Origin of the sequence: Streptomyces sp. NBC_00028 (assembly GCF_045041065.1) — a bacterium.
Classification (GTDB): Bacteria; Actinomycetota; Actinomycetes; order Streptomycetales; family Streptomycetaceae; genus Streptomyces.
In genome coordinates, this window is sequence record NZ_CP108293.1 from 2,039,626 (window position 1) to 2,057,310 (window position 17,685).

20 protein-coding genes are annotated in these 17,685 nt (G+C 66.9%); 16 read left to right on the plus strand and 4 right to left on the minus strand.

Going from position 1 to position 17,685, the window contains the following annotated elements; all coding sequences use genetic code 11:
* The first annotated feature begins 602 nt into the window (after positions 1–602).
* Positions 603–929, plus strand: coding sequence for a divalent-cation tolerance protein CutA (gene cutA / locus OG885_RS08955; protein ID WP_405728674.1), 327 nt, complete (start codon positions 603–605; stop codon positions 927–929).
* A gap of 69 nt (positions 930–998) precedes the next feature.
* Here cutA and OG885_RS08960 read toward each other — a convergent pair whose 3' ends face one another.
* The 3 genes from OG885_RS08960 to OG885_RS08970 form a co-directional block, all read right to left on the minus strand.
* The gene (locus OG885_RS08960; RefSeq protein ID WP_405728677.1) at positions 999–2,240 is read right to left on the minus strand and encodes a helix-turn-helix transcriptional regulator; all 1,242 of its coding nucleotides are present in this window, start codon (positions 2,238–2,240) and stop codon (positions 999–1,001) included.
* Positions 2,241–2,523: 283 nt separating this feature from the next.
* On the minus strand, positions 2,524–3,435 hold the full coding sequence (locus tag OG885_RS08965; RefSeq protein WP_405728680.1) for a formylglycine-generating enzyme family protein: 912 nt from the start codon (positions 3,433–3,435) through the stop codon (positions 2,524–2,526).
* A gap of 9 nt (positions 3,436–3,444) precedes the next feature.
* Positions 3,445–4,227, minus strand: coding sequence for an aminotransferase class IV family protein (locus OG885_RS08970; protein WP_405728683.1), 783 nt, complete (start codon positions 4,225–4,227; stop codon positions 3,445–3,447).
* 218 nt (positions 4,228–4,445) lie between these two features.
* Between OG885_RS08970 and OG885_RS08975 the strand changes: the two genes are divergently transcribed.
* From OG885_RS08975 to OG885_RS09035, 13 genes are all read left to right on the plus strand, one after another.
* Complete coding sequence (locus OG885_RS08975; protein ID WP_405728686.1) at positions 4,446–4,880, plus strand: ATP-binding protein; 435 nt, start codon at positions 4,446–4,448, stop codon at positions 4,878–4,880.
* Complete coding sequence (locus OG885_RS08980; protein ID WP_405728689.1) at positions 4,880–5,314, plus strand: DUF6415 family natural product biosynthesis protein; 435 nt, start codon at positions 4,880–4,882, stop codon at positions 5,312–5,314. Before OG885_RS08975 ends, OG885_RS08980 begins: the two co-directional genes overlap by 1 nt.
* Positions 5,315–5,591: 277 nt before the next feature.
* On the plus strand, positions 5,592–6,251 hold the full coding sequence (locus OG885_RS08985) for a hypothetical protein (protein ID WP_405728692.1): 660 nt from the start codon (positions 5,592–5,594) through the stop codon (positions 6,249–6,251).
* Positions 6,248–6,835 carry a DUF6624 domain-containing protein gene (locus OG885_RS08990; RefSeq protein ID WP_405728695.1) on the plus strand — a complete coding sequence of 196 codons (588 nt, stop codon included), beginning with the start codon at positions 6,248–6,250 and terminating at the stop codon, positions 6,833–6,835. Before OG885_RS08985 ends, OG885_RS08990 begins: the two co-directional genes overlap by 4 nt.
* 113 nt (positions 6,836–6,948) lie before the next feature.
* Positions 6,949–7,365, plus strand: a complete 417-nt coding sequence (locus OG885_RS08995) for a 6-pyruvoyl trahydropterin synthase family protein (protein ID WP_405728698.1) — start codon at positions 6,949–6,951, stop codon at positions 7,363–7,365.
* On the plus strand, positions 7,362–8,102 hold the full coding sequence (locus tag OG885_RS09000; protein WP_405728701.1) for a 7-carboxy-7-deazaguanine synthase QueE: 741 nt from the start codon (positions 7,362–7,364) through the stop codon (positions 8,100–8,102). Before OG885_RS08995 ends, OG885_RS09000 begins: the two co-directional genes overlap by 4 nt.
* Before the next feature lie 50 nt (positions 8,103–8,152).
* A complete protein-coding gene (gene folE / locus OG885_RS09005; protein WP_405728704.1) occupies positions 8,153–8,791 on the plus strand; it encodes a GTP cyclohydrolase I in 639 nt (212 codons plus the stop codon).
* Positions 8,791–9,612 (plus strand): hypothetical protein, encoded by an 822-nt coding sequence (locus tag OG885_RS09010; protein WP_405728707.1) that lies wholly within the window; start codon positions 8,791–8,793, stop codon positions 9,610–9,612. Before folE ends, OG885_RS09010 begins: the two co-directional genes overlap by 1 nt.
* Positions 9,609–10,691 (plus strand): hypothetical protein, encoded by a 1,083-nt coding sequence (locus OG885_RS09015; protein WP_405728710.1) that lies wholly within the window; start codon positions 9,609–9,611, stop codon positions 10,689–10,691. Before OG885_RS09010 ends, OG885_RS09015 begins: the two co-directional genes overlap by 4 nt.
* Positions 10,688–11,377, plus strand: coding sequence for a dTMP kinase (locus tag OG885_RS09020; protein WP_405728713.1), 690 nt, complete (start codon positions 10,688–10,690; stop codon positions 11,375–11,377). The genes OG885_RS09015 and OG885_RS09020 overlap by 4 nt, the downstream gene beginning before the upstream one ends.
* Positions 11,378–11,405: 28 nt before the next feature.
* Complete coding sequence (locus tag OG885_RS09025) at positions 11,406–12,320, plus strand: DUF2797 domain-containing protein (protein WP_405728716.1); 915 nt, start codon at positions 11,406–11,408, stop codon at positions 12,318–12,320.
* Between the two features lie 64 nt (positions 12,321–12,384).
* On the plus strand, positions 12,385–13,227 hold the full coding sequence (locus OG885_RS09030) for a class I SAM-dependent methyltransferase (RefSeq protein ID WP_405728719.1): 843 nt from the start codon (positions 12,385–12,387) through the stop codon (positions 13,225–13,227).
* Entirely contained in the window at positions 13,224–13,763 is a 540-nt protein-coding gene (locus OG885_RS09035; RefSeq protein WP_405728722.1) for an NUDIX hydrolase, read from the plus strand. The genes OG885_RS09030 and OG885_RS09035 overlap by 4 nt, the downstream gene beginning before the upstream one ends.
* Positions 13,764–13,783: 20 nt before the next feature.
* Here the strand turns inward: OG885_RS09035 and OG885_RS09040 are convergent, their stop codons facing one another.
* Positions 13,784–14,248: an NUDIX domain-containing protein gene (locus OG885_RS09040; protein WP_405728725.1), complete on the minus strand. Its 465-nt coding sequence runs from the start codon at positions 14,246–14,248 to the stop codon at positions 13,784–13,786.
* 232 nt (positions 14,249–14,480) lie between these two features.
* Between OG885_RS09040 and OG885_RS09045 the strand changes: the two genes are divergently transcribed.
* Together OG885_RS09045 and OG885_RS09050 are read left to right on the plus strand one after the other, a co-directional pair.
* The gene (locus OG885_RS09045) at positions 14,481–15,680 is read left to right on the plus strand and encodes a hypothetical protein (RefSeq protein ID WP_405728728.1); all 1,200 of its coding nucleotides are present in this window, start codon (positions 14,481–14,483) and stop codon (positions 15,678–15,680) included.
* A gap of 186 nt (positions 15,681–15,866) precedes the next feature.
* A complete protein-coding gene (locus tag OG885_RS09050; protein WP_405728731.1) occupies positions 15,867–17,366 on the plus strand; it encodes a hypothetical protein in 1,500 nt (499 codons plus the stop codon).
* Positions 17,367–17,685: the final 319 nt, after the last annotated feature.

Consider the following 17,685-nt stretch of genomic DNA (forward strand, 5'->3'; position numbering starts at 1 on the left):
CGCCGGCGCTGCACTAGGTCCTCACCAAAAGGACCGGCGGCGCAGGCGCAGAGGAACAGTGCTGCGGAGAGGGCGGCGTAGACGGCTTTCGTCTGGGCGACCCAGCGTTCATGGCGCCGAGCGCCAGGAGGATCGGAGCAGTGACGCGGACCGATCGCAGTGCGGCTTTCGACAGTTGGGCCTCCTTAACTACGGACCAGGGCGCGAGACAGGAGACGGAAGACAGTGCGCACGCTGGCACCCGCCCTGCTGGGAGCGTCTCTGACCTGGTGGTTTCCAGGCAGGTTGTACGTTGACATAGTCTCCGAGGGTGGTTCCAGTCCCCCGGGGCTCTTTCTAGTCTGCCGTGGGCGAATCTGACCTCGGGCCTGTGGTGAGGCGGGTCGGTGACGGTGGCTCCGCCAAATCGGGCGTTCAACCCGCTTCAGCGGGACGCATCGCGGGTTGCCGCCTCCACGGAGATCGCCACTGGCCTGGAACCGGAACGCGGACGCTTGATCCCCTGCACCAGGTCGCGGGGCACGACCTCAGCCGCCGGAGGCTTATGGGCCTGGACGACCAGATGGGTAAGGTCACGACACCCGAGCCGGAGAGGTAGCTTCATGCCCAACGACGTTGTGATTGCGCAGACAACCAGCGACGACGAGGAGCTGGCAAGGAGGCTGGCCCGGGGGGCGGTCGAGAACAAACTGGCAGCCGGCGTTCACGTCGACTCTCCGGTCACCGCCTACTACTGGTGGGAGGGCGAGATCAACGCAGCGCAGGAGTGGCGAATCTCGTACATGACCACGACAGACCGTCTCCCGGCTTTGGAAGCCTGGCTGCACGAGAATCACCCATACGACATCCCCCAGTGGGTCACGCTACCCGTTACCGGCGGGTCGGAGCCGTATCTTTCCTGGGTTGTTGAGGAAACAGCATCAAGCTGAGAGACGACGGACCAGTTGTACGCACGACCCTTAGACCCGGAGCGCTCCCCCTTTCGCAACGAGATGTAGCTACGCCGCGAACTGCGCTAAATGAAGGGCTAGTTCTCGTTCTCCAGGCGGGAGCGAACCCGCGATGGCACTCGCACGCTCTCTGCCCATCGTGTTGGGTTTGGCTTCAGCTGCTGCGGCGAATTGCCGTGATACGTAGACGCCTTGGTCAACATCGCCGCCCCGCAGGAGCGCCGAAGCAAGATCTCCGAGAACCACGACGCCACCATCCGAAAGCTCCGTTCCGAGGCGGTCGATTGCGAGATCCGCCGTGGAAGCGAGTTCGGGGCGCCCCAGTTGGCCGTATACGGAGAGTGCCAGCGAGTCCATGCGGAACGGCGTAACGAACCGAACCCATGGTTGCTCGCTGGTGGGGTCCGCGAAATCGTAGACGAATCGTGCTCGTTCCAGCGCACGGAGTGCCCCTCGATCATCGCCAGCGGCTGCGGCTTCCTCCGCATGCCTGCCGAGGACCCAGGCGGCGGCAGTGGCGTTGCCGTGGCCTCGCACGTCCCTGGCCGCTTGGGAAAGGAGCTCCATTTTCGCCTTCGGCGTCGCAGCGCCATAGCTGGTGTAGGTCAGAGCGAGGGCTCGAAGTGGAGGGTGTCCAGCGGTGGCCGCGCACTGAGATGTGACCTTGTAGTAGGCGCCGGCCCTGCCGTGTTCCCCCAAGTCCCAAGCCACCCAACCAGCCAGGGCGGCGGTCTCTCCGGCGGCAATGGTGAGAGCACGTTCGTGCGCCCCGGCATGAGGCAGGGCCGCGGTGATCGCATCAAGGTGCGATTCGACCGCCCTCTGCAGCCTCCGCGCACTGACGCTGAGCTCCTGAACGTGTAGATCTGCGGCACGGTCAACGAGCGCGCCGGCGGAGGCAGAATCGATCTTGCCTCCCTTTCCGAGGACCAATGCGAGGCGCCCCCAGGGCTCGGCAGCCGTGCTCACGCCTATGGCAGCGCCCCCCAGTAGCGTGCGACGCCTCACAGGGTCCTGCTCCTCCGCGGCCTCGGCCTGCATCCCTCTCTTCCGAGCGCGGGCAGCCCTAGCCTCCCGCTGGAGCTCCTCGAACGGGACGCCACAGGCCACCGCGATGTGGCTGATCGTGTGACTGGTGGGAATCGTCTCGAATTTCTCATAGCGGCTGATCTCTCGGCGAGTAACGGTGTCCCTACCGGACACAGCGTTGATCGCGTCTGCCTGCTCCTCTTGCGACCGGCCCGCTTCCTTCCGGAGCCGGAGGAGCAGATCGGCGAACGGATCCGACATGAGTGTGACCTCTGATGGTGGGTGGGGCCCAAGCATGGCCTCATTTCCCCCTCGGGTTTCCCCCCTTGACAGGAATTTCCCCCTCTGATTTCCCCTGGTAGACGTTGCGGGCACACGATGCGATGGATGCATGACCCCGCACTTCAGGACAGCACGGGACCCACTAGGCAGCAGGGCGAACGAGAGTGCCACTACACCGCGCCCTACGAGCAAGCCGAATGTGCGCCCCAGCTGTCCGCAGGTGGATGTGGCGCGCCCAGTTCGATGCAGATCCAAGGTGAAACTAGACAGCAGAGATGCAGCGGAAGCCTGTGTCGTTGTCCTTCATCCCGGCATCGGCAGCGTTCCTCAGCGAGGGCGCAGAGCGTTCGAAGGGGCTGGTGAAGGCGGAGCCCTTCAACTCATGGCGCCCTGGCTCCGCCACCGTGGAGCACCATTCCCATACGTTGCCGCAAAGGTCGAATACCCCGAAAGGGCTGACGCCGGACTGGTAGCGGGAGACCTGTGTAGTTGCGCCGATTCCCGCTTCTGCCGTGTTGGCCTTGGCGGCCGTGGGTTCGTTACCCCATGGGTATATGCGTCCTCGTGGGCCTCGCGCGGCCTTCTCCCACTGTCGGGCGCTGGGCAGATCTTTGCCTGCCCAGCGTGCGTATGCGGCGGCATCGTGCCATGTCACCCATACGACTGGGTGGTTGGCCAGGGCGGTTGGACATTGACCTGCGGGCCAATGCTGCGGTGGGCGGTGGCCTGTGGCAAGCACGAATCGTTGGTAGTCCTCGTTCGTCGTGGGGTACACGTCGATGAGGTAGGGCTCCAGCCAGATCGATCGGTTGTCGGGGCCGGCCAAGTAGATGCCGGCCTCGACGAGAGTCATCACCTTTCCGTCCACGGGATGCCTGCGAGTGCGCGGGTCCCTGCGCAGCAGCTCTTCAGCGCGGGCATCGTCCTCGGTGGCGGCCCGTTCGGTGAGAAGCGTGGCGAAGCGCTGCTGGACGTCGGGGGTGGCCTGGGCGAGGAGCGTGTCGAGCGCGGCCTGGTTGTCGAGTTCGAGGTCGATGGTTTCGCCCCGTTGTCTCCACCGTGGGATCTGGCGGGGATTGACGCCGACCAGTTCGGCGAACTCACGCCCCGTCTTTCGCATGGCAAGGCGCAGCAGATCAGCCTCACGACCGGTCCACTTGGTCACGCCCGTCATGGCACCGCCTTACAGATTCTCGCCGGGGATCGACATGTAAGTCTGCTGAAGTTGACGCAGGACGGGGTGGTCGACGGGGAACTCTTTGTCGTCGATGGCGGCCAAGGGACGCACTCCAACACTGGTGTTGGTGGCGAAGGCTGCCGCCATTCGCTTGGCCTGGTCCAGGGTGATGGTGGCGGTCCGGTGCTCCGCGTGCTGCTGCAGCAGCGCCATGGTGACTCCGGGCAAGACAGGAGCCTGGGGCCATACCACCGTGCCGTCCTGGTCGACGAATGCCGCGTTCCAGGTTCCGCCCTCACTTACGAAGCCGTCGCGGCCGACGAACAGCGCATCGTCGAAACCGGCGCGCTGTGCTGTGCCGCGGGCGTGCAACGCGCCAAAGAGCCCGACGTGCTTCACCTGCGGCAGGTCCCTCTCGTACGGCACGCTCATAACTCGCAGCGGCTCCGGGGGCAGCGAACCCGCGCCTCGCACCGACACCAGGATGTGCGGGTCGCCGGCGCCCGCCGGGTTCTGCATGTCGACCTTCGGGTCGTAGATCGTGACGCGTACGACGCAGGGGCCCTGCTGCCCCTCGAGTTCCTGGTGTACGTACTCGCGGACGCGGTTGGTGTCGAGGTCGGCTCCCCACACGATGTTGCTGTCCCGTACGAGGCGTTCCAGGTGGAGTGCCAGGCCACGGATGCTGCCGTCTTCGGCAACGCGCATGGACGTGAAGTGGCCGGTGTTCACGAGGGCCAAGGGGAGCAAGTCGTCGGCACTGACGGGGTTTCCGTTGAGAGTGACCATGCTGCTCAGCATGTCAGGGCGACCGGTGTCGATGGGACCCCGAGCAGGGTTACTGACGGGTCAACGTCATCTGAAAGTCATTCCCACGCCCTTGCCGCCCAGTGTTCGCTAGTCACTGAACGACCACGTCGAGTGACAGGCGAGGCGGCCGGTACCGCACGACCTGGAAGCGTCGTCCGCCGCACGTTCCCCCACACCGCCCTCCGGGAGGCCCACCGATGAGCCCTGCCGCAGCCGTCTCGCCGGCTGATGCGAAGCCAGGGTCGTTGACCTTGCGCTCCTTTGAGGCGGACATCGACCCGGACCCGGTCCACGTCGCTGACACACGGCACAGAACCGCGACGGCCATGCAGCAGTGGGACGTGTCCGCAACGTTGGCGGAGGACGTTGTGGTCGTCGTTTCCGAACTGGTCACGAACGCGATCGAGCACGGTCACGGGACAGTGCGACTGCGCGTCATTCACGACGACGGTGAACTGCGCATCGAAGTCACCGACGACAATCCCACCCCCGCTCAGCTCGGCAGCGCCAGCGGGCTCGACGAGAGCGGCCGTGGCCTGCTTTTGGTCGCCGTTCTTGCCCGGGACTGGGGAGTGGGCGATGGCGGTCGAACCACCTGGGCAACGTTCCGCGCCGCACGGGAGAAGCCGTGATGGAATCCGCCGAGACCCTGAAACGCAACTACGTGGCCGCTGCAGCCGACACCGTCGCACTGGTCCTCGCTGATGACTCGCCCCTGCCCGACACCGCCGCGGACATCGACGACCTCGCTCTCCGGCTACGTGGCCATATCAGTCAGCTGGGAGCCGGCCTTCTTTCCGACGAACCAGCGTTGGCGCGGGCCCGGGCACTGAGCTCGACTCCTGTGCCGGACGGGTACATGCCCAGCCGAGTTCACCTGGTCCGGATGGCCGAGGCGACGCAGGAGCTCGCCGATGCGGTCGCACGGCATGCCGCTGCGGGTCCAAGCGGGATGCGGCCGGAGACGAGGCCACTGCGGCTGCCCAGCCGAGATACCGCCCGTGTGCTCGTGTTCACGGTCGCCATGATCGTCCTCATTCTCGCGGCGTCCCTCCCGAGAACCTGACCGATCACATATCGGTCACGCAGGCAAGCCATGTTCAGCCGCCACGGCGGCCACTGTCCTACCGGAACCCGGGCCCATGGAGTCCCCCACGATGAGACACCTCCCCCGTGTCGAGCAGCACGGATTGTTCGGCGACCTGAAAGCCGACACCTGCGTTCGCGACGATGGCTCGATCGACTTGCTGTGTCTGACCCGCCTCACCAACACTCCTCGGCACACGCGATCACGTCCCTGCTCGGGTCTCGAACATGGGCTGCGACGCCGACCGGGGTGCGCGATGACCGACTACGCGGCTACCGCCCAGGCAGAGCGCCACCGTTCCAGGGCCGACGGGGACGCGGCTGCGCGGCCGGTGTATGAGATGCGCTCCTTACACACAGACGCCGAACGGATGGAGGCCGTCGCGCTGGTCGAGGACCGTCTTGGCTGGCTCGCACGGCATAGTCTGCCGGTGCCGGCCCGGACAGACATTCCGGAACTCTTCTGCAACGACACGCAGGCGGTGGGTCTGTTCGAGGACGGCGTCCTGCTGGCCTGCATGATCCTCGCTCTGGACGTCGGTACCGGGCGAGGGAACAGCGTCGGCACGGGCCCCGGGCTGCTCCTGCAGCACGTGTACACCCTGCCCGAGCACCCGGACGACATGGCCAGGCTGATCACCCTGTGGTCGTCCGATTGCGCCGCACGCCTCGGCCGGCCGCACGTCGGCGTGGAGACCTACACATCGTCTGAACCGGACACCGGTCCGACCTGCCGACTCCTCAATCGTCTGCAGGACATGGGCTGGACCGTGACTGGGACGGCCGTACGCCTCGGCGAGCAGGTTATTCGTCTCGCGCTGCGTGCAGAGGCTCGCCCTGCGCTCCGGGCTCTCATCGGTTGCGCAGTCCCGCCTCCGGCGCCGGCGTCGACGGACAGCAACGAGGATGTCTCATGACGGGCGGGCATCCGCTGTTGCCCGGCCTTGCCGACGAACTGCTGGCGCGTGCGCAGCAAGAGGCGGAGCGTTGGGCACGGCACGTGCGCGACGAACTCGACGCGATGTACCTGGGCAAGGGGCGCCACGCCGATCACGTCAACGCCAAGATGCTCGCTCGGGTTCTGGCCGACCACGGCTGGCCAGGTCATCGACTCGTCGGGCCTGCCGCGTCCCGCGCCGCCTGGCAGCTCGCCCTGCACGCTGACGACGAACCGGATTTCCAGCGAACGGCCGCCCGCCTGCTGCACCGTGCTGCCAAGACCGGTGACGCGTGCCTGCAGCAGTGGGCCCATCTTCATGACCGCGCGCTGGTCAACAGCGGGGAGTCGCAGGAGTTCGGCACCCAGTACCGCCTTGGCCCCGATGGCCTGGAGCCGTACCCGATCCGGGAGGCGGCTCTCCTCGAATCCCGCCGCACCTGCATCGGACTCCTATCAGGTGCCATGGCCCTCGCTGCTCTTCAGCAGCGGCTCTCCTCACCCTCTTACCCAAGGGCGCAGGACGACACGATCCGCCTGAGAGCCCTGGCGGGTGCCGCGTGACGCGCCTTCGGAATCGCCGAAGGGCGCTCCCCAGGCGTCCGTCCTGCCCGTGCCTGCACGCCCTCGCCGAAGTACCGCGCCCCTTCGGAGCGACCCTACGCAAGGAGCCTTGAGTGACCAGCTTGATCCCCTCAGTCCCCATGCCTTCGGGCACGTCCACGATCGGCAAGACCTTCACCTTCGAAGCCGGCCACCGTCTGCCCGGGCTTCCGCCCGAGCACAAGTGCAACCGTCAGCACGGGCACAGCTACCAGGTCGAGGTCGCGTTGACCGCCGATGCCCTGGAAGCCCCGGGATTCGTCACGGACTTCGGAGCTCTCGCCCCCTTCAAGGAGTTCCTCGACACCGAACTCGATCACCGCAACCTGCACGAGGCCCTGCCCTTCGAGCCGACCTCGGAGCTCCTGGCTCAGTTCCTCGCGGGCTGGTTCATCCAGACCCTTGAACCGCACATCCCCGGGCGCCTGGTGTCGGTCACCGTCCGGGAAACCGGGCGCAGTTGGGCCCGATTCACCATGGAGGAACAGTGACTGCGCGGGCACTACCTCATCTCGCCGCTACCGAAGCCGACTTCGAGCTGATCATCGCGGAGTGCTTCGGTACGGAGACACCGACGTTCCAGGGCGAGGGCCCCAGCTGCGGACATCCGGCCCTGTTCATCCGCCTGTCCCGTTGCAACCTGGCCTGCGCCCGGTGCGACACGAAGTACACCTGGGACTGGAGCCGGTACGACCCACGCAAAGAATCGGAGAAGTGGTCGGTCGCGGACCTAGCGGTCTGGGCCGCGTCATCGCCCGTCGAACTGGTGGTGATCACCGGGGGCGAGCCGCTGATTCAGCAGAAGAAGGTAGTCGCGCTCGTCCAATGCCTGCTGGCCGCGGGCAAGCGCGTCGAGATAGAGACGAACGGCACCCTGAAGCCCGACTCGGCGCTGCTGGTCGACGGCGTCCGCCTCAATGTCTCGCCCAAGGTTGCCAGTTTCGGGGTGGACGAAGCCAAGAGCCTGGTGCCCGACGTGTTGGACGTGTTCGCCAGATCCGGGCAGGCGGTCTTCAAGTTCGTTGCCTCATCGCTGGCCGATCTCGACCGGATCGCCGAGCTCGTCCACGCGCACGACCTCGCCCCGGTCTGGATCATGCCGGAGGGCAGCACCGCGGAGGCGCTCATCTCACGCACCCGTGAACTCGCGGATGCGGTCGCGGCCCGGCATTGGCACTTCACCACCCGACTTCACGTGCTGGCCTTCGCTGACGCGCGAGGCCGCTGATCCCCGTTGCTCACTTGCCATTTGTCCCGTCTGGAAGCGAGAAGACGCTCATGGCGCATGCTGTCGTCAGCCCCACCACCGGCCCGGACGAGGTCTCTTCGGAACCCGTCGTGTCCCTCTCACCCATCGATACGGGCCGGGTTGCCTCTTTGATTGGCCAGCTCCTGGTCGAACTGGGTGAGGACCCCAATCGTGAGGGCCTGCTCGGAACGCCGGAGCGGGTGGCCTCCTGGTGGAGCGACTTGTTGTCCCCGCGCGGGTCGGCTGCCATGACGTGCTTCGCCGAATCCCATCTGAGCAACCAGCTGGTGGTGGTGAGTGGCATGAGCGTGTGGAGCGTGTGTGAGCACCACCTGCTGCCCATGAACCTGGCCGTCACGGCCGGATACGTGCCGGACGGTGAGGTGGTGGGGCTGTCGAAGTTCGGGCGGATCGCTGGGGCCCATGCCGGGCGGCTCCAGGTCCAGGAACGCTTCACCCGCCAGGTCGCCGCGGAACTCACCAGCGTGATCGGGTCCGAGGACGTCGCCGTCGTCGTGCGCGGCACCCACTTGTGCATGAGTATGCGCGGGGTACGGATGGAGGAGGCGCGCACCACCACGGTGGAAGCCGGCGGACGCTTCAGCAGCGACCCGGTTTTGTCGCAGCAGTTCCTCACCATCGCCTCCGCGCAGTGGGGAGAACGGTAATGGTCCCCGGCATCGACTTCTCCGTCATCGCCCCACCTGCCTATCTGGAACACTTCGTGGCCCAGGAGCCTGCCCGCGTCCACCATGTGGCCGCCCAGCACGTCCTGTCCGATGCCGGCTACCGGGCCTTCTTCGCGCGCGAGGCTGAGCGCGGAGCGGAGATCATCGTCGACAACGGCGTCTTCGACCTCGGACACGCCCTGCCCGCCGACCAGTTGGTCGCCGCCGGGCGGGCGGTCGGGGCGAGGGAAATCATCCTGCCGGACGTCATGGGTGATGGCCCGGCGACGGTGAAGGCGAGTGAGCAGGCCGCCAGGGTGATCCAGGAAATGGCCGGCGATGTCTTCCGGCTGTGTGCGGTGCTGCACGCCGCGGACGACGGGGAGTGGCTTTGCACCTATGACGCCCTCCTCGCAAGCGACTGGGCCGGGGCCCTCGCTCTGCCGGCCTCGCGCCGTCCCGATCCCGCCCGGCAGCTGTGCCGCACACGCTGGGCGGCCACCGCCTACCTGGCAGAGAGCGGCCTGGTCGACGAGCGACGCGTCTACCGACTGCTCGGGCTGGGCCGCACCGGCCACCTCGAACTCATCGAGCAACGCAAGCACCCATGGATCGCCTCCGTGGACGGAGCAGCTCCCGTCATCCTCGGCGCCATGGGGATCGCCCTGTCGCCCGACGGCCCCTACGAGAAACCCTCCACCCCCCGCATCGAGCAGCTCGGCCCGATCCCCGAGGACCGCTTCCAGCTGATCCGGGACAACATCGCCGTCGTCCGCACGGCGGCAGGCAGCAACACCGTGATCGCCCAGGAGCGCCGATGACCTCTCTGCTCGCCGAACCAGCCCCCGGATTGCTACACGCGGCTCCGGTCCCGGCCGACGGCCACACCATGGGCCCAGACAGCCTCCTGCGCTACCTGACGATCAAGGTGCATCACCTCATCCAGGAGCGGGACTGGGACAGCATCCGCGTCATCGGCGGCTACGACCGCGCGGCTGTGATCTCCCGCCACGAGAAGACCGGCAAGCTCTTCAACATCGAGCGGCCCACCGCTCAGGTCCACGGCAACGACCTGGTCATCAAGGCGTTCCCGGGCGCCGACTATGTCCAGCACTACGCGCTGATCATCGCTACCTATCTGGCCATGACCGACCGTCCCGCCGGGCAGGTCACCTACCAGCCGCCCGGGCCGGACGAATGCCGCACTGTGCTCGACGGGCTCGACCTCAGCCTCAACCTCGACGGCGACCTCGTGATCGTGGGCTGGAGCCTCCAGTACCTGGCCCCCGAAGCCGGGGTGTGGACGCGCGGGCCCGGCTACGCCTGGCAGCGCACCGAGATCGCAGGGCATCGTGTGGTGTACCTGGGATTCCTCCACAGCATCTGGGGCGATGTGGCGGGACAGGTCGTCGATCGCCTGGCAGCGCTGGGAGCCCGCGACGTCGTCTACGTCGGCAAGGTCGGGGCCCTGAGTCCGGGCATCGAGCCGAACACGTGGCTGGCCACCGGCAACACGAGTCTGGTGGGCGGCGCACTGGTGTCCTGGGACGACTTCTTCGGTGACTTCGCCACTGCCCAGGAAGGTGTGCACTGCGGACTGCATGCCACCTCACCGTCGATCCTGCTGGAGAACCGGGATTGGCTGGCCAAGCACGCCGCGTACGACTTCGTCGACCCGGAGATCGGTCCCATGGGGGCGGCTGCCCGGCAGGCGGGGATCAGATTCGGCTACCTGCACGTCATCTCCAACAACCTGGCCCGGCGCTACCCCGCCGACCTGTCCAATGAGCGGCATGTGGACGTCCTGCGCCGCCGCGCCGTCCTGATCGACCGCATCCGCGCCATCATCACCGGCCGTCTGACCGGCCGCCCGCCCCACACCCTCCAGGGAATCCGATGACTACCCCAGCACTCCCCACAGACCGAGGCCGCACGATCACGGTCACCGGCATCGACGGCGCGGGAAAGTCCACCCTCGCCAACCGCCTGCACCAGGCCCTCAATGAGGCTGGCCACACCACGATCCTCGTCGGCAAGCGCTCGACCGACGTCCCGATGGACGCAGGACTGTCGGCCTACGTCGACCGTCTCAACGACCTGGTCTACCGGCGCGACGCACGCGTGGCCCGGGCATGTGGCGACCACTACTGGCTGCTGGCCCTGGCCTCCTGGTACACGCTGCAGCACCAGCTCGTCATCCAGCCCGCGCTCGCCGCGGGCACCCACGTGCTCCTCGACAACGCCCACCACAAGATCCTCGCCCGCTATGCGGTCAACCCCGGTGTCTCCACCCGCCTCGCCGAGCAGGTCTTCGCCCACCTCCCCGAACCCGACCTGGTCATCTTCTTGCAGATCAGCGCCGCCGAGGCCCTCGCCCGTAAGGGTTCCTTCACTTCCCTGGAGACAGGTCACTCCGGCGCCGCGGACGAGGACTTCATCCACTACCAGGACGCCGTCCTGGCCCAGTTGCGCACCTACGAGCAGGCAGGCGGATGGCTGTCGCTGGATGTCACGGACATGGACCGCGACCACGTCTTCAAGACCGCCGCCACAGCGCTCGCCGAACGCCTGCACCTTCACCTCTGACCCACCGCCCATCTGCGAGGAACGCACCATGTCCCAGGCCCCGCCCACCAGCGGAACCTACGTGTGCCACGGCGTCACGTGGGCGACGGGAGACCCACGCCTCCTGCTCGCCCCGCTGCCGGACGGGCCACTGCTCTACGCCGAGATCATGAATCAGCGCATTGGCTACCGAGCCACCGGCGGCGATCGGTGGTGCACCGGCTGGTACCGCTTCACCGACACCCACCACGTCGAAGCCACCGCCTGCCCCAACGGGGCCCATGCCGGGCAGAGCGGCCAGTGTGTCCGCTGCGCCGGCCGGGACGACTTCCATTACGCCCACCGGTACCACCAGGGCGGCCCCGCTCCCGAAGCCCTCGCCGCCTACATGGCGCAGCCGCACTGGCTCTACCTGGCGACCTTCGCCGACGGAACGACCAAGGTCGGCACCGCCGCCGAACCACGCAAGCATTCCCGCCTCGCCGAGCAGGGCGCCCTGGTGGCCACCTTCCTCACCTCAAGCCCCGACGGGCGTACGGTGCGCTTCCTGGAGGACGCCCTCACCCGTCACTTGGGCCTGACACAGGCGGTCCGGGCCGCAGCCAAGCTGAACTCGCTGGCCGCCATGAGCGACCTCGCGCCCGCTCAACTCGCCCACAAGAGCCACCTCGACTCCGCCGTCGCGGCCTTGGACGCGATGAACGTGACCGCGACACCGGAGCCCTGGACGCCTCCCGGGCAAGGAGATCTGCTGCGCGGTGCTGAGCGGGTGCTCTACCCGCACGACGTGCGCGAGGGCGAACACGGACTCACCCCCGTCGCCTGTATCGGCTCACAGGTCCTGGCCGCCCTCGACGGCGACGAACTGCGCTACCTGCTCGACCTCGGTGCCCTGAAGGGGCGACGCCTCACCTTCGGGGCGTATACCTCACCGTCCACTGCCGTTCAGTCCGCGCTCTTTTGATCTGCCCGACCAGCCCGGCCCACTGCGGCCGGGCCCTGCATCCGGAAAGCGAGGCGCCGCCACCGTGGCACCCCAGGACGCCGTACTCGGCTGGGACGACGACACCACGGCCGAGGTATACGCCGCCTTCACTCGCGCCTTTCCCATGTACGGCGCGACCAGCCGCGATCTCGCCCACCGGGCCGCGCTGTCCGACGCCGACCTGGTGATCGACCTGTGCGGTGGCGCCGGGGCGACCGCGCACGCGATCCTCGAACGGGTCCCGCGCGACGCGGCGGTCCTCTCCCTGGACAGCTCTACGGCGATGCAACGCGTCGGACGCCGCACCCTGATCGACATCCGCCTGTCGTGGATCACGACCTCCGCGGAGAACCTGGCCGCCCACGTCCCGACCGCCAGCGCGGATGCGGTGGTGTGCAACTCGGCGATCTGGAAGACCGACACCACCGCAGTGTTCGCGGCGGTGAGGCACATCCTGCGCCCGGGCGGCCGGTTCGTGTTCAACGTCGGTGGAGGATTCGCAGGAGTCCGCCACCCCGACGAGCAGAGCACGCGAACCGGGCCGTCACTTAACACGCTCATCCACGAGATCGCCGCCCGGGACTACGGCTATACCCCGCCGCCCGCTGGCACCAGCTCACCGAAGCTTCCGGCTGAGACGATCGCCCACCGCCTGGCCGAAGCTGGCCTGACCGTGCTCGCCATGGACGTCACCGCCCAGCACAGCACCATGGCGGAGAAGAAGGCTTGGCTGTCCATTCCCGTCTTCGCTCGCCCTGCCGACGGCTTCACCCACGCCCAGCGCATGCAGATCCTGGACGCCGCGTACGCCCTGACCACCCCCGAGACTCCGACCATCACGAGCTGGCTCGTCGTGGTCGCCCAGCGGCCGGGCGGATCCCCATGACCGCCCGGCCCGGCACCGCCGCGGCAGACCACTGTGATCACACCAGCGTCGGTGTACTCGTCTCCTCGTCGGCCGGGCTGCTGGTATTCGACCGTGCGACACCTCCCATCGGAATCGCTCCCGTCGCCGGACACATCGACCAGCACGGCAGCCCTGAACAGGCAGCGCAGGTTGAGGCCGCCGAAGAAGTCGGCCTCACCGTGTCCCACCTGCATCTGGTGCTCGAAACCCGGCGGTCCAACCAGTGCCGCCGCCGCCCAACCGGGCCGGTCGGCCATCACTGGTGGATTTTCAAGGCTCAGGCATCCGGTCCCCTCCGCCCCTCACACCGAGAGGTACGCGCCCCCCGATGGATACACCCCACCCTGCTCCAGCACCACGCGCTGCGGACCGCCGCCTACGCGCAAGGACACCTCAGCGGGCAAGCGTTCGAGAGGGAACCCGGACTCGCCCCGGTGTGGGTCCGCTTCTTCCACGACCTGCACCTGGTCACGCTGCACGACGACGTCCTCGACCAGATCGACAGCGTCATCTGAGCGGCAGTGGTCAGCGGGGTTCACCGAGCCCCGACCGGACGCTCGGCCGCCAGTCGGCGCACGTGCGACAGGATGCGCACGCGATCCTCCGGGAAGACGCTCTGCCACTTCTCATCGAGGCTGAACCATGCAGCCGGCTGGCCCTTCTCGCCTCCCAGCGGCGCCTGGCGGTCGACGATCGCGGCGTACGACAGGCCAAGTGTGGGGGACCAGTCAGGCCGGTACGACCGGACCGCCACGGCGGCAGGCTCGGGCAGCAGCTGGGCCAACAGGCCGGTCTCCTCGTGCAGTTCGCGGGCCGCGGCCTCGCGCGGTGTCTCAGTCGGCTCCACCTTGCCGCCGGGCGGGACCCATCCGCGCACCCGGTGCTTGACCAGCAAGACGTGAGCGAGGTGGGGGTCGGTCACCCAGACCTCAGCCGCCATGGGCTCCATGGGACGCCCGCGAGCCCGCTCCAGCCAGGCACGGGCGTCATCGAACTCCACCGCAGCCAGAGAAGCATCGGCAACCGCTGCTTCCACGATCTTCGTCTCAGTTTCACCACGACTCACCCGGCTCACCCTATGCCGATGCCCCGCACCCGCCTCGGCAACAGACCACAGCGCCACACGACCGTGTCCAGTACTGGGCATGGTCAGCATCGCAGCCCGTGGGCAACCGAGAACGGTCAAGGCGGCCGGGCTGCGCGCGGCTCAATCGACCCGAGGAGTGACACCCATGCGCACCAGCGAGACCACACCGCGCCACGCCTGGGTGGTCCTTGGCGGAATCCACCTGCTCAACCAGACGGCACCCTGCACCGCGAACGACCCAATCGTGCTTGTGCGCGTAGCACCCAAGGAAGTCTGCGTACCGAGCACCACTGTGGTCATCCGCTGGAACACGCTCGGCGAGTGCCGCGTCGAAGCCCTGAGCGCAGACGGCACCTGGCGCGGGACCAGCCGGATCGAAGGGAAGGCCCTGTTTCCCGACGCCATTGCCGGAACCCATCTGCGCCAGCTAGTCGGAACAGACACCGCCCCCGGGCTCGTCCCGCTGTGCTACCTCGCCGAACATCCGGGCGGCGGCTACCACGCGTACGCCCAGATCCGTTTCCACCCCGAGGACGCCTGTTTCGTTCGCACCACTCGCGAGCCGGTCGGACACGGGCCGGTCCAGATGCTGCGCTGGCTGGAGCCAGTGCTGTCCGCCCGTGCCGAGCTGAGCATGGCGCTCAACAACCACCTTCGGTACTTCCGCACCCACTGCGCGGGCACCGAACTGGAGTACAAATACACCCTCGATCCGGCACCAGACATCTGGGCCGCGTCCATGCAACTACTCAAAGCACTGCGCGACGGCGAGCTGGACGACTGCCGACCGGAGTACCGGGAGGAGTTCCAGGTCCACCACACCGAGAACCACCTGTTCGAGGTGACCGGGCCGGAAAGCGAAGTCGGCTACGCCTCCTTCATCCCCACGGTCTCCGCCGGACACGTGCTCAAGCGCAAGTGGTTCACCGTGGACTCCTTCGCCCGCCGCGAGGAATTGACGTCCGGCCTCGACGTCGCCCCTGACCGCTTCGAGGAGTACCTGCATTCGAACCTCGGGCTTCAGGTACGCGCCATGCCACCCTTCCAACGCGTCCGATACGACGTGCAGTGCGAGTCAATGGGTACCGGCCACATCTACGGCATCTTCCTCGACCGCTGCTCTCTCCTGGCGGCTCCCAACATCACGCTCTCCCAATGCGAGCTGGAGTACCGCAGGTCACGCAGTGTGCTGGACGACGAAGCGGACGTAGTTCGGGAGATGGACCGCATCAACGCCTGGCTAGGGACTTACCTCGCGGCCCGCGGCTGGGCTCAGCAACACACCTTCTACTCAAAACTGAGCTTCCTGCGCGACGTCGTCACTCAATACCCGCAACTTTCCTGAGCGTCCCTCATCGCCAATTAACCAGTACAGGCGGAGAGGATAAGGCACCTGACAATCTGCGCACCAGGCAACAGCAATCAGCAAGGGAGACGGATCGCACCCCAGAAATGGGGAGTTGTGAGGTGACCTTCCTTTCCATTGACATTACGACCTCGAATTTTGATTGATAGTCAGGAGACAATTCCCATGGAAACGCTGACGCGTCCAACACTGCTGTATGCCGTGCTGGAAAAGCGCCAGTGGCTACGGTTCGAGGTGTTTCAGCTACAGCTGAAAGATGCCGGCACTCGGGCGGCGGCTCATTACCGGATGCCACGCCTGGCCAGGGTGGACACCACGAAGACCACCTTCAAACGATGGCTGATCGGAGAACAGGCGCCTCGCGGGGACACGGCCACGGTGCTCGAATTCTGGCTCGGCCACAGTGTGCAGGAACTGCTGGGCCCGGCCCCGATGCGGAAGGTGGTCCTCGCCCGGGTACCTCACGATGCGTCGCTGGCCGCCGTGCACCGCTTCGACGTCCGCTTCGACAGTTCGCACCTGTCCGTCAATGGACCGCTGCCAGGTGCCGGAGGAGTCTGGCACCTCGACGGCCTGCGCATATTGGACGGGACATCCGTCGCGGTCCAGATGTATGAGGCAGAGCCACGGGGTGACACCGTGGTGGTCGGGCCCGAGGACCGTGAACACCTCCGCTACTTCACCCGCTCTCGTCGCAGGGCGCTCCTCATCGCCGCGCTGGGTGCACGAGGGGAGGACGACTTGTATGTCATGGATGCCGCCCACGCTCGACGCCAGCTATTGATGCCGGTCGACAGGCTGCCGATCCCCAGCGCATACCGGCTCGACGAGCTCGTCTACGCCTTGCTGTGGGCGGCGCTGAACGTCGACGACAGCCTCCTGGCGGACGACCAAGCACTCCACGTCGCGCAACAGCGCCTGGAAGCCCACCTCGACCAGCCGCGGTCTGCAGCCGCCCGTGCCGCCTATCCCGACCTCACGGAGGTCGGAGCGGCTTGGCTCGGATCGTATGCCTGCGCGTCGTACCTAAGACGTCACCTCGGCTCCGTCGACAACGCGCCGGTGTTGTGGTCGAGGGTCCAGTACGGCGGGCAGGCCGCAGGCTGGTTGCTGTTCACCGAGCGGCACCAGGTTCTGCAGCTGATGCAGGAGCGCTCGATCGGCGCCGTCGACGCGGCGGGCTGTGTCTTCGCTATCCCCGAGTCCGCCGTCAAGGACAGTGAGCCGTACGAGCGGCTGTTGCTGCTGCTCGCGATGGCCCTGATGGAGTCCTACGGCCTGACGGTGCACATACACAGCGACCGAGCACACTCCGACACTGCGGAGTTCATCGTCGCGCAGCGGCTCGTTGTTGTCGCCGACTGGCTGACCCCCAAAGCCGTCTGGCATCTCGACAGCACGAACAGCAGGAGCGAGATCGACTCTCTGGCTCACGCTGTCGATCACGCGCGGTCCCGCAGCTTCACTTCCGCCGGCACCTCGCACGAGAGGTTGCGACAGGCAGCCGACTACCTTGAGTGCGAGTGGGATTGGCTGGTCAAGCGGTGCCGGGAAGTGAGTGACTACGGTATCGGCGGCCTGCTGCAATTGCGGAGCCACCTGATCCAGACCAGTGGTATTGAGCGCGCCCTCTCCTACCTCGGAGAATCGCCCACCTCTCCGTAGGACCGGAGAAATCCCAAGGACCGCGTGTGCGGAGCGTACCGCGGGAACAGCGGGGTCAAAGACGGCTGATCGGGTCGGCGTCGTTTCCGGGCCGGGAGCAGTCCGGCCGTCTCGGATTTGGTGTCGTTTCGCTGGCGTCTGGAAGGGCGCCGGCTCCCCATGATGCCCAAAGCCGGGGACGGACAAGCCAACTGACCTGCGTGCAGCGGGAAACGACCTCCGAACGATTCAAGTTGCACTGGCAACGACCAGATCCATCCACCAGGCTGGGTGGTGCTCCTGATGCTGCTGACAACAGATTTCCGGTCGAGGCCAGAGG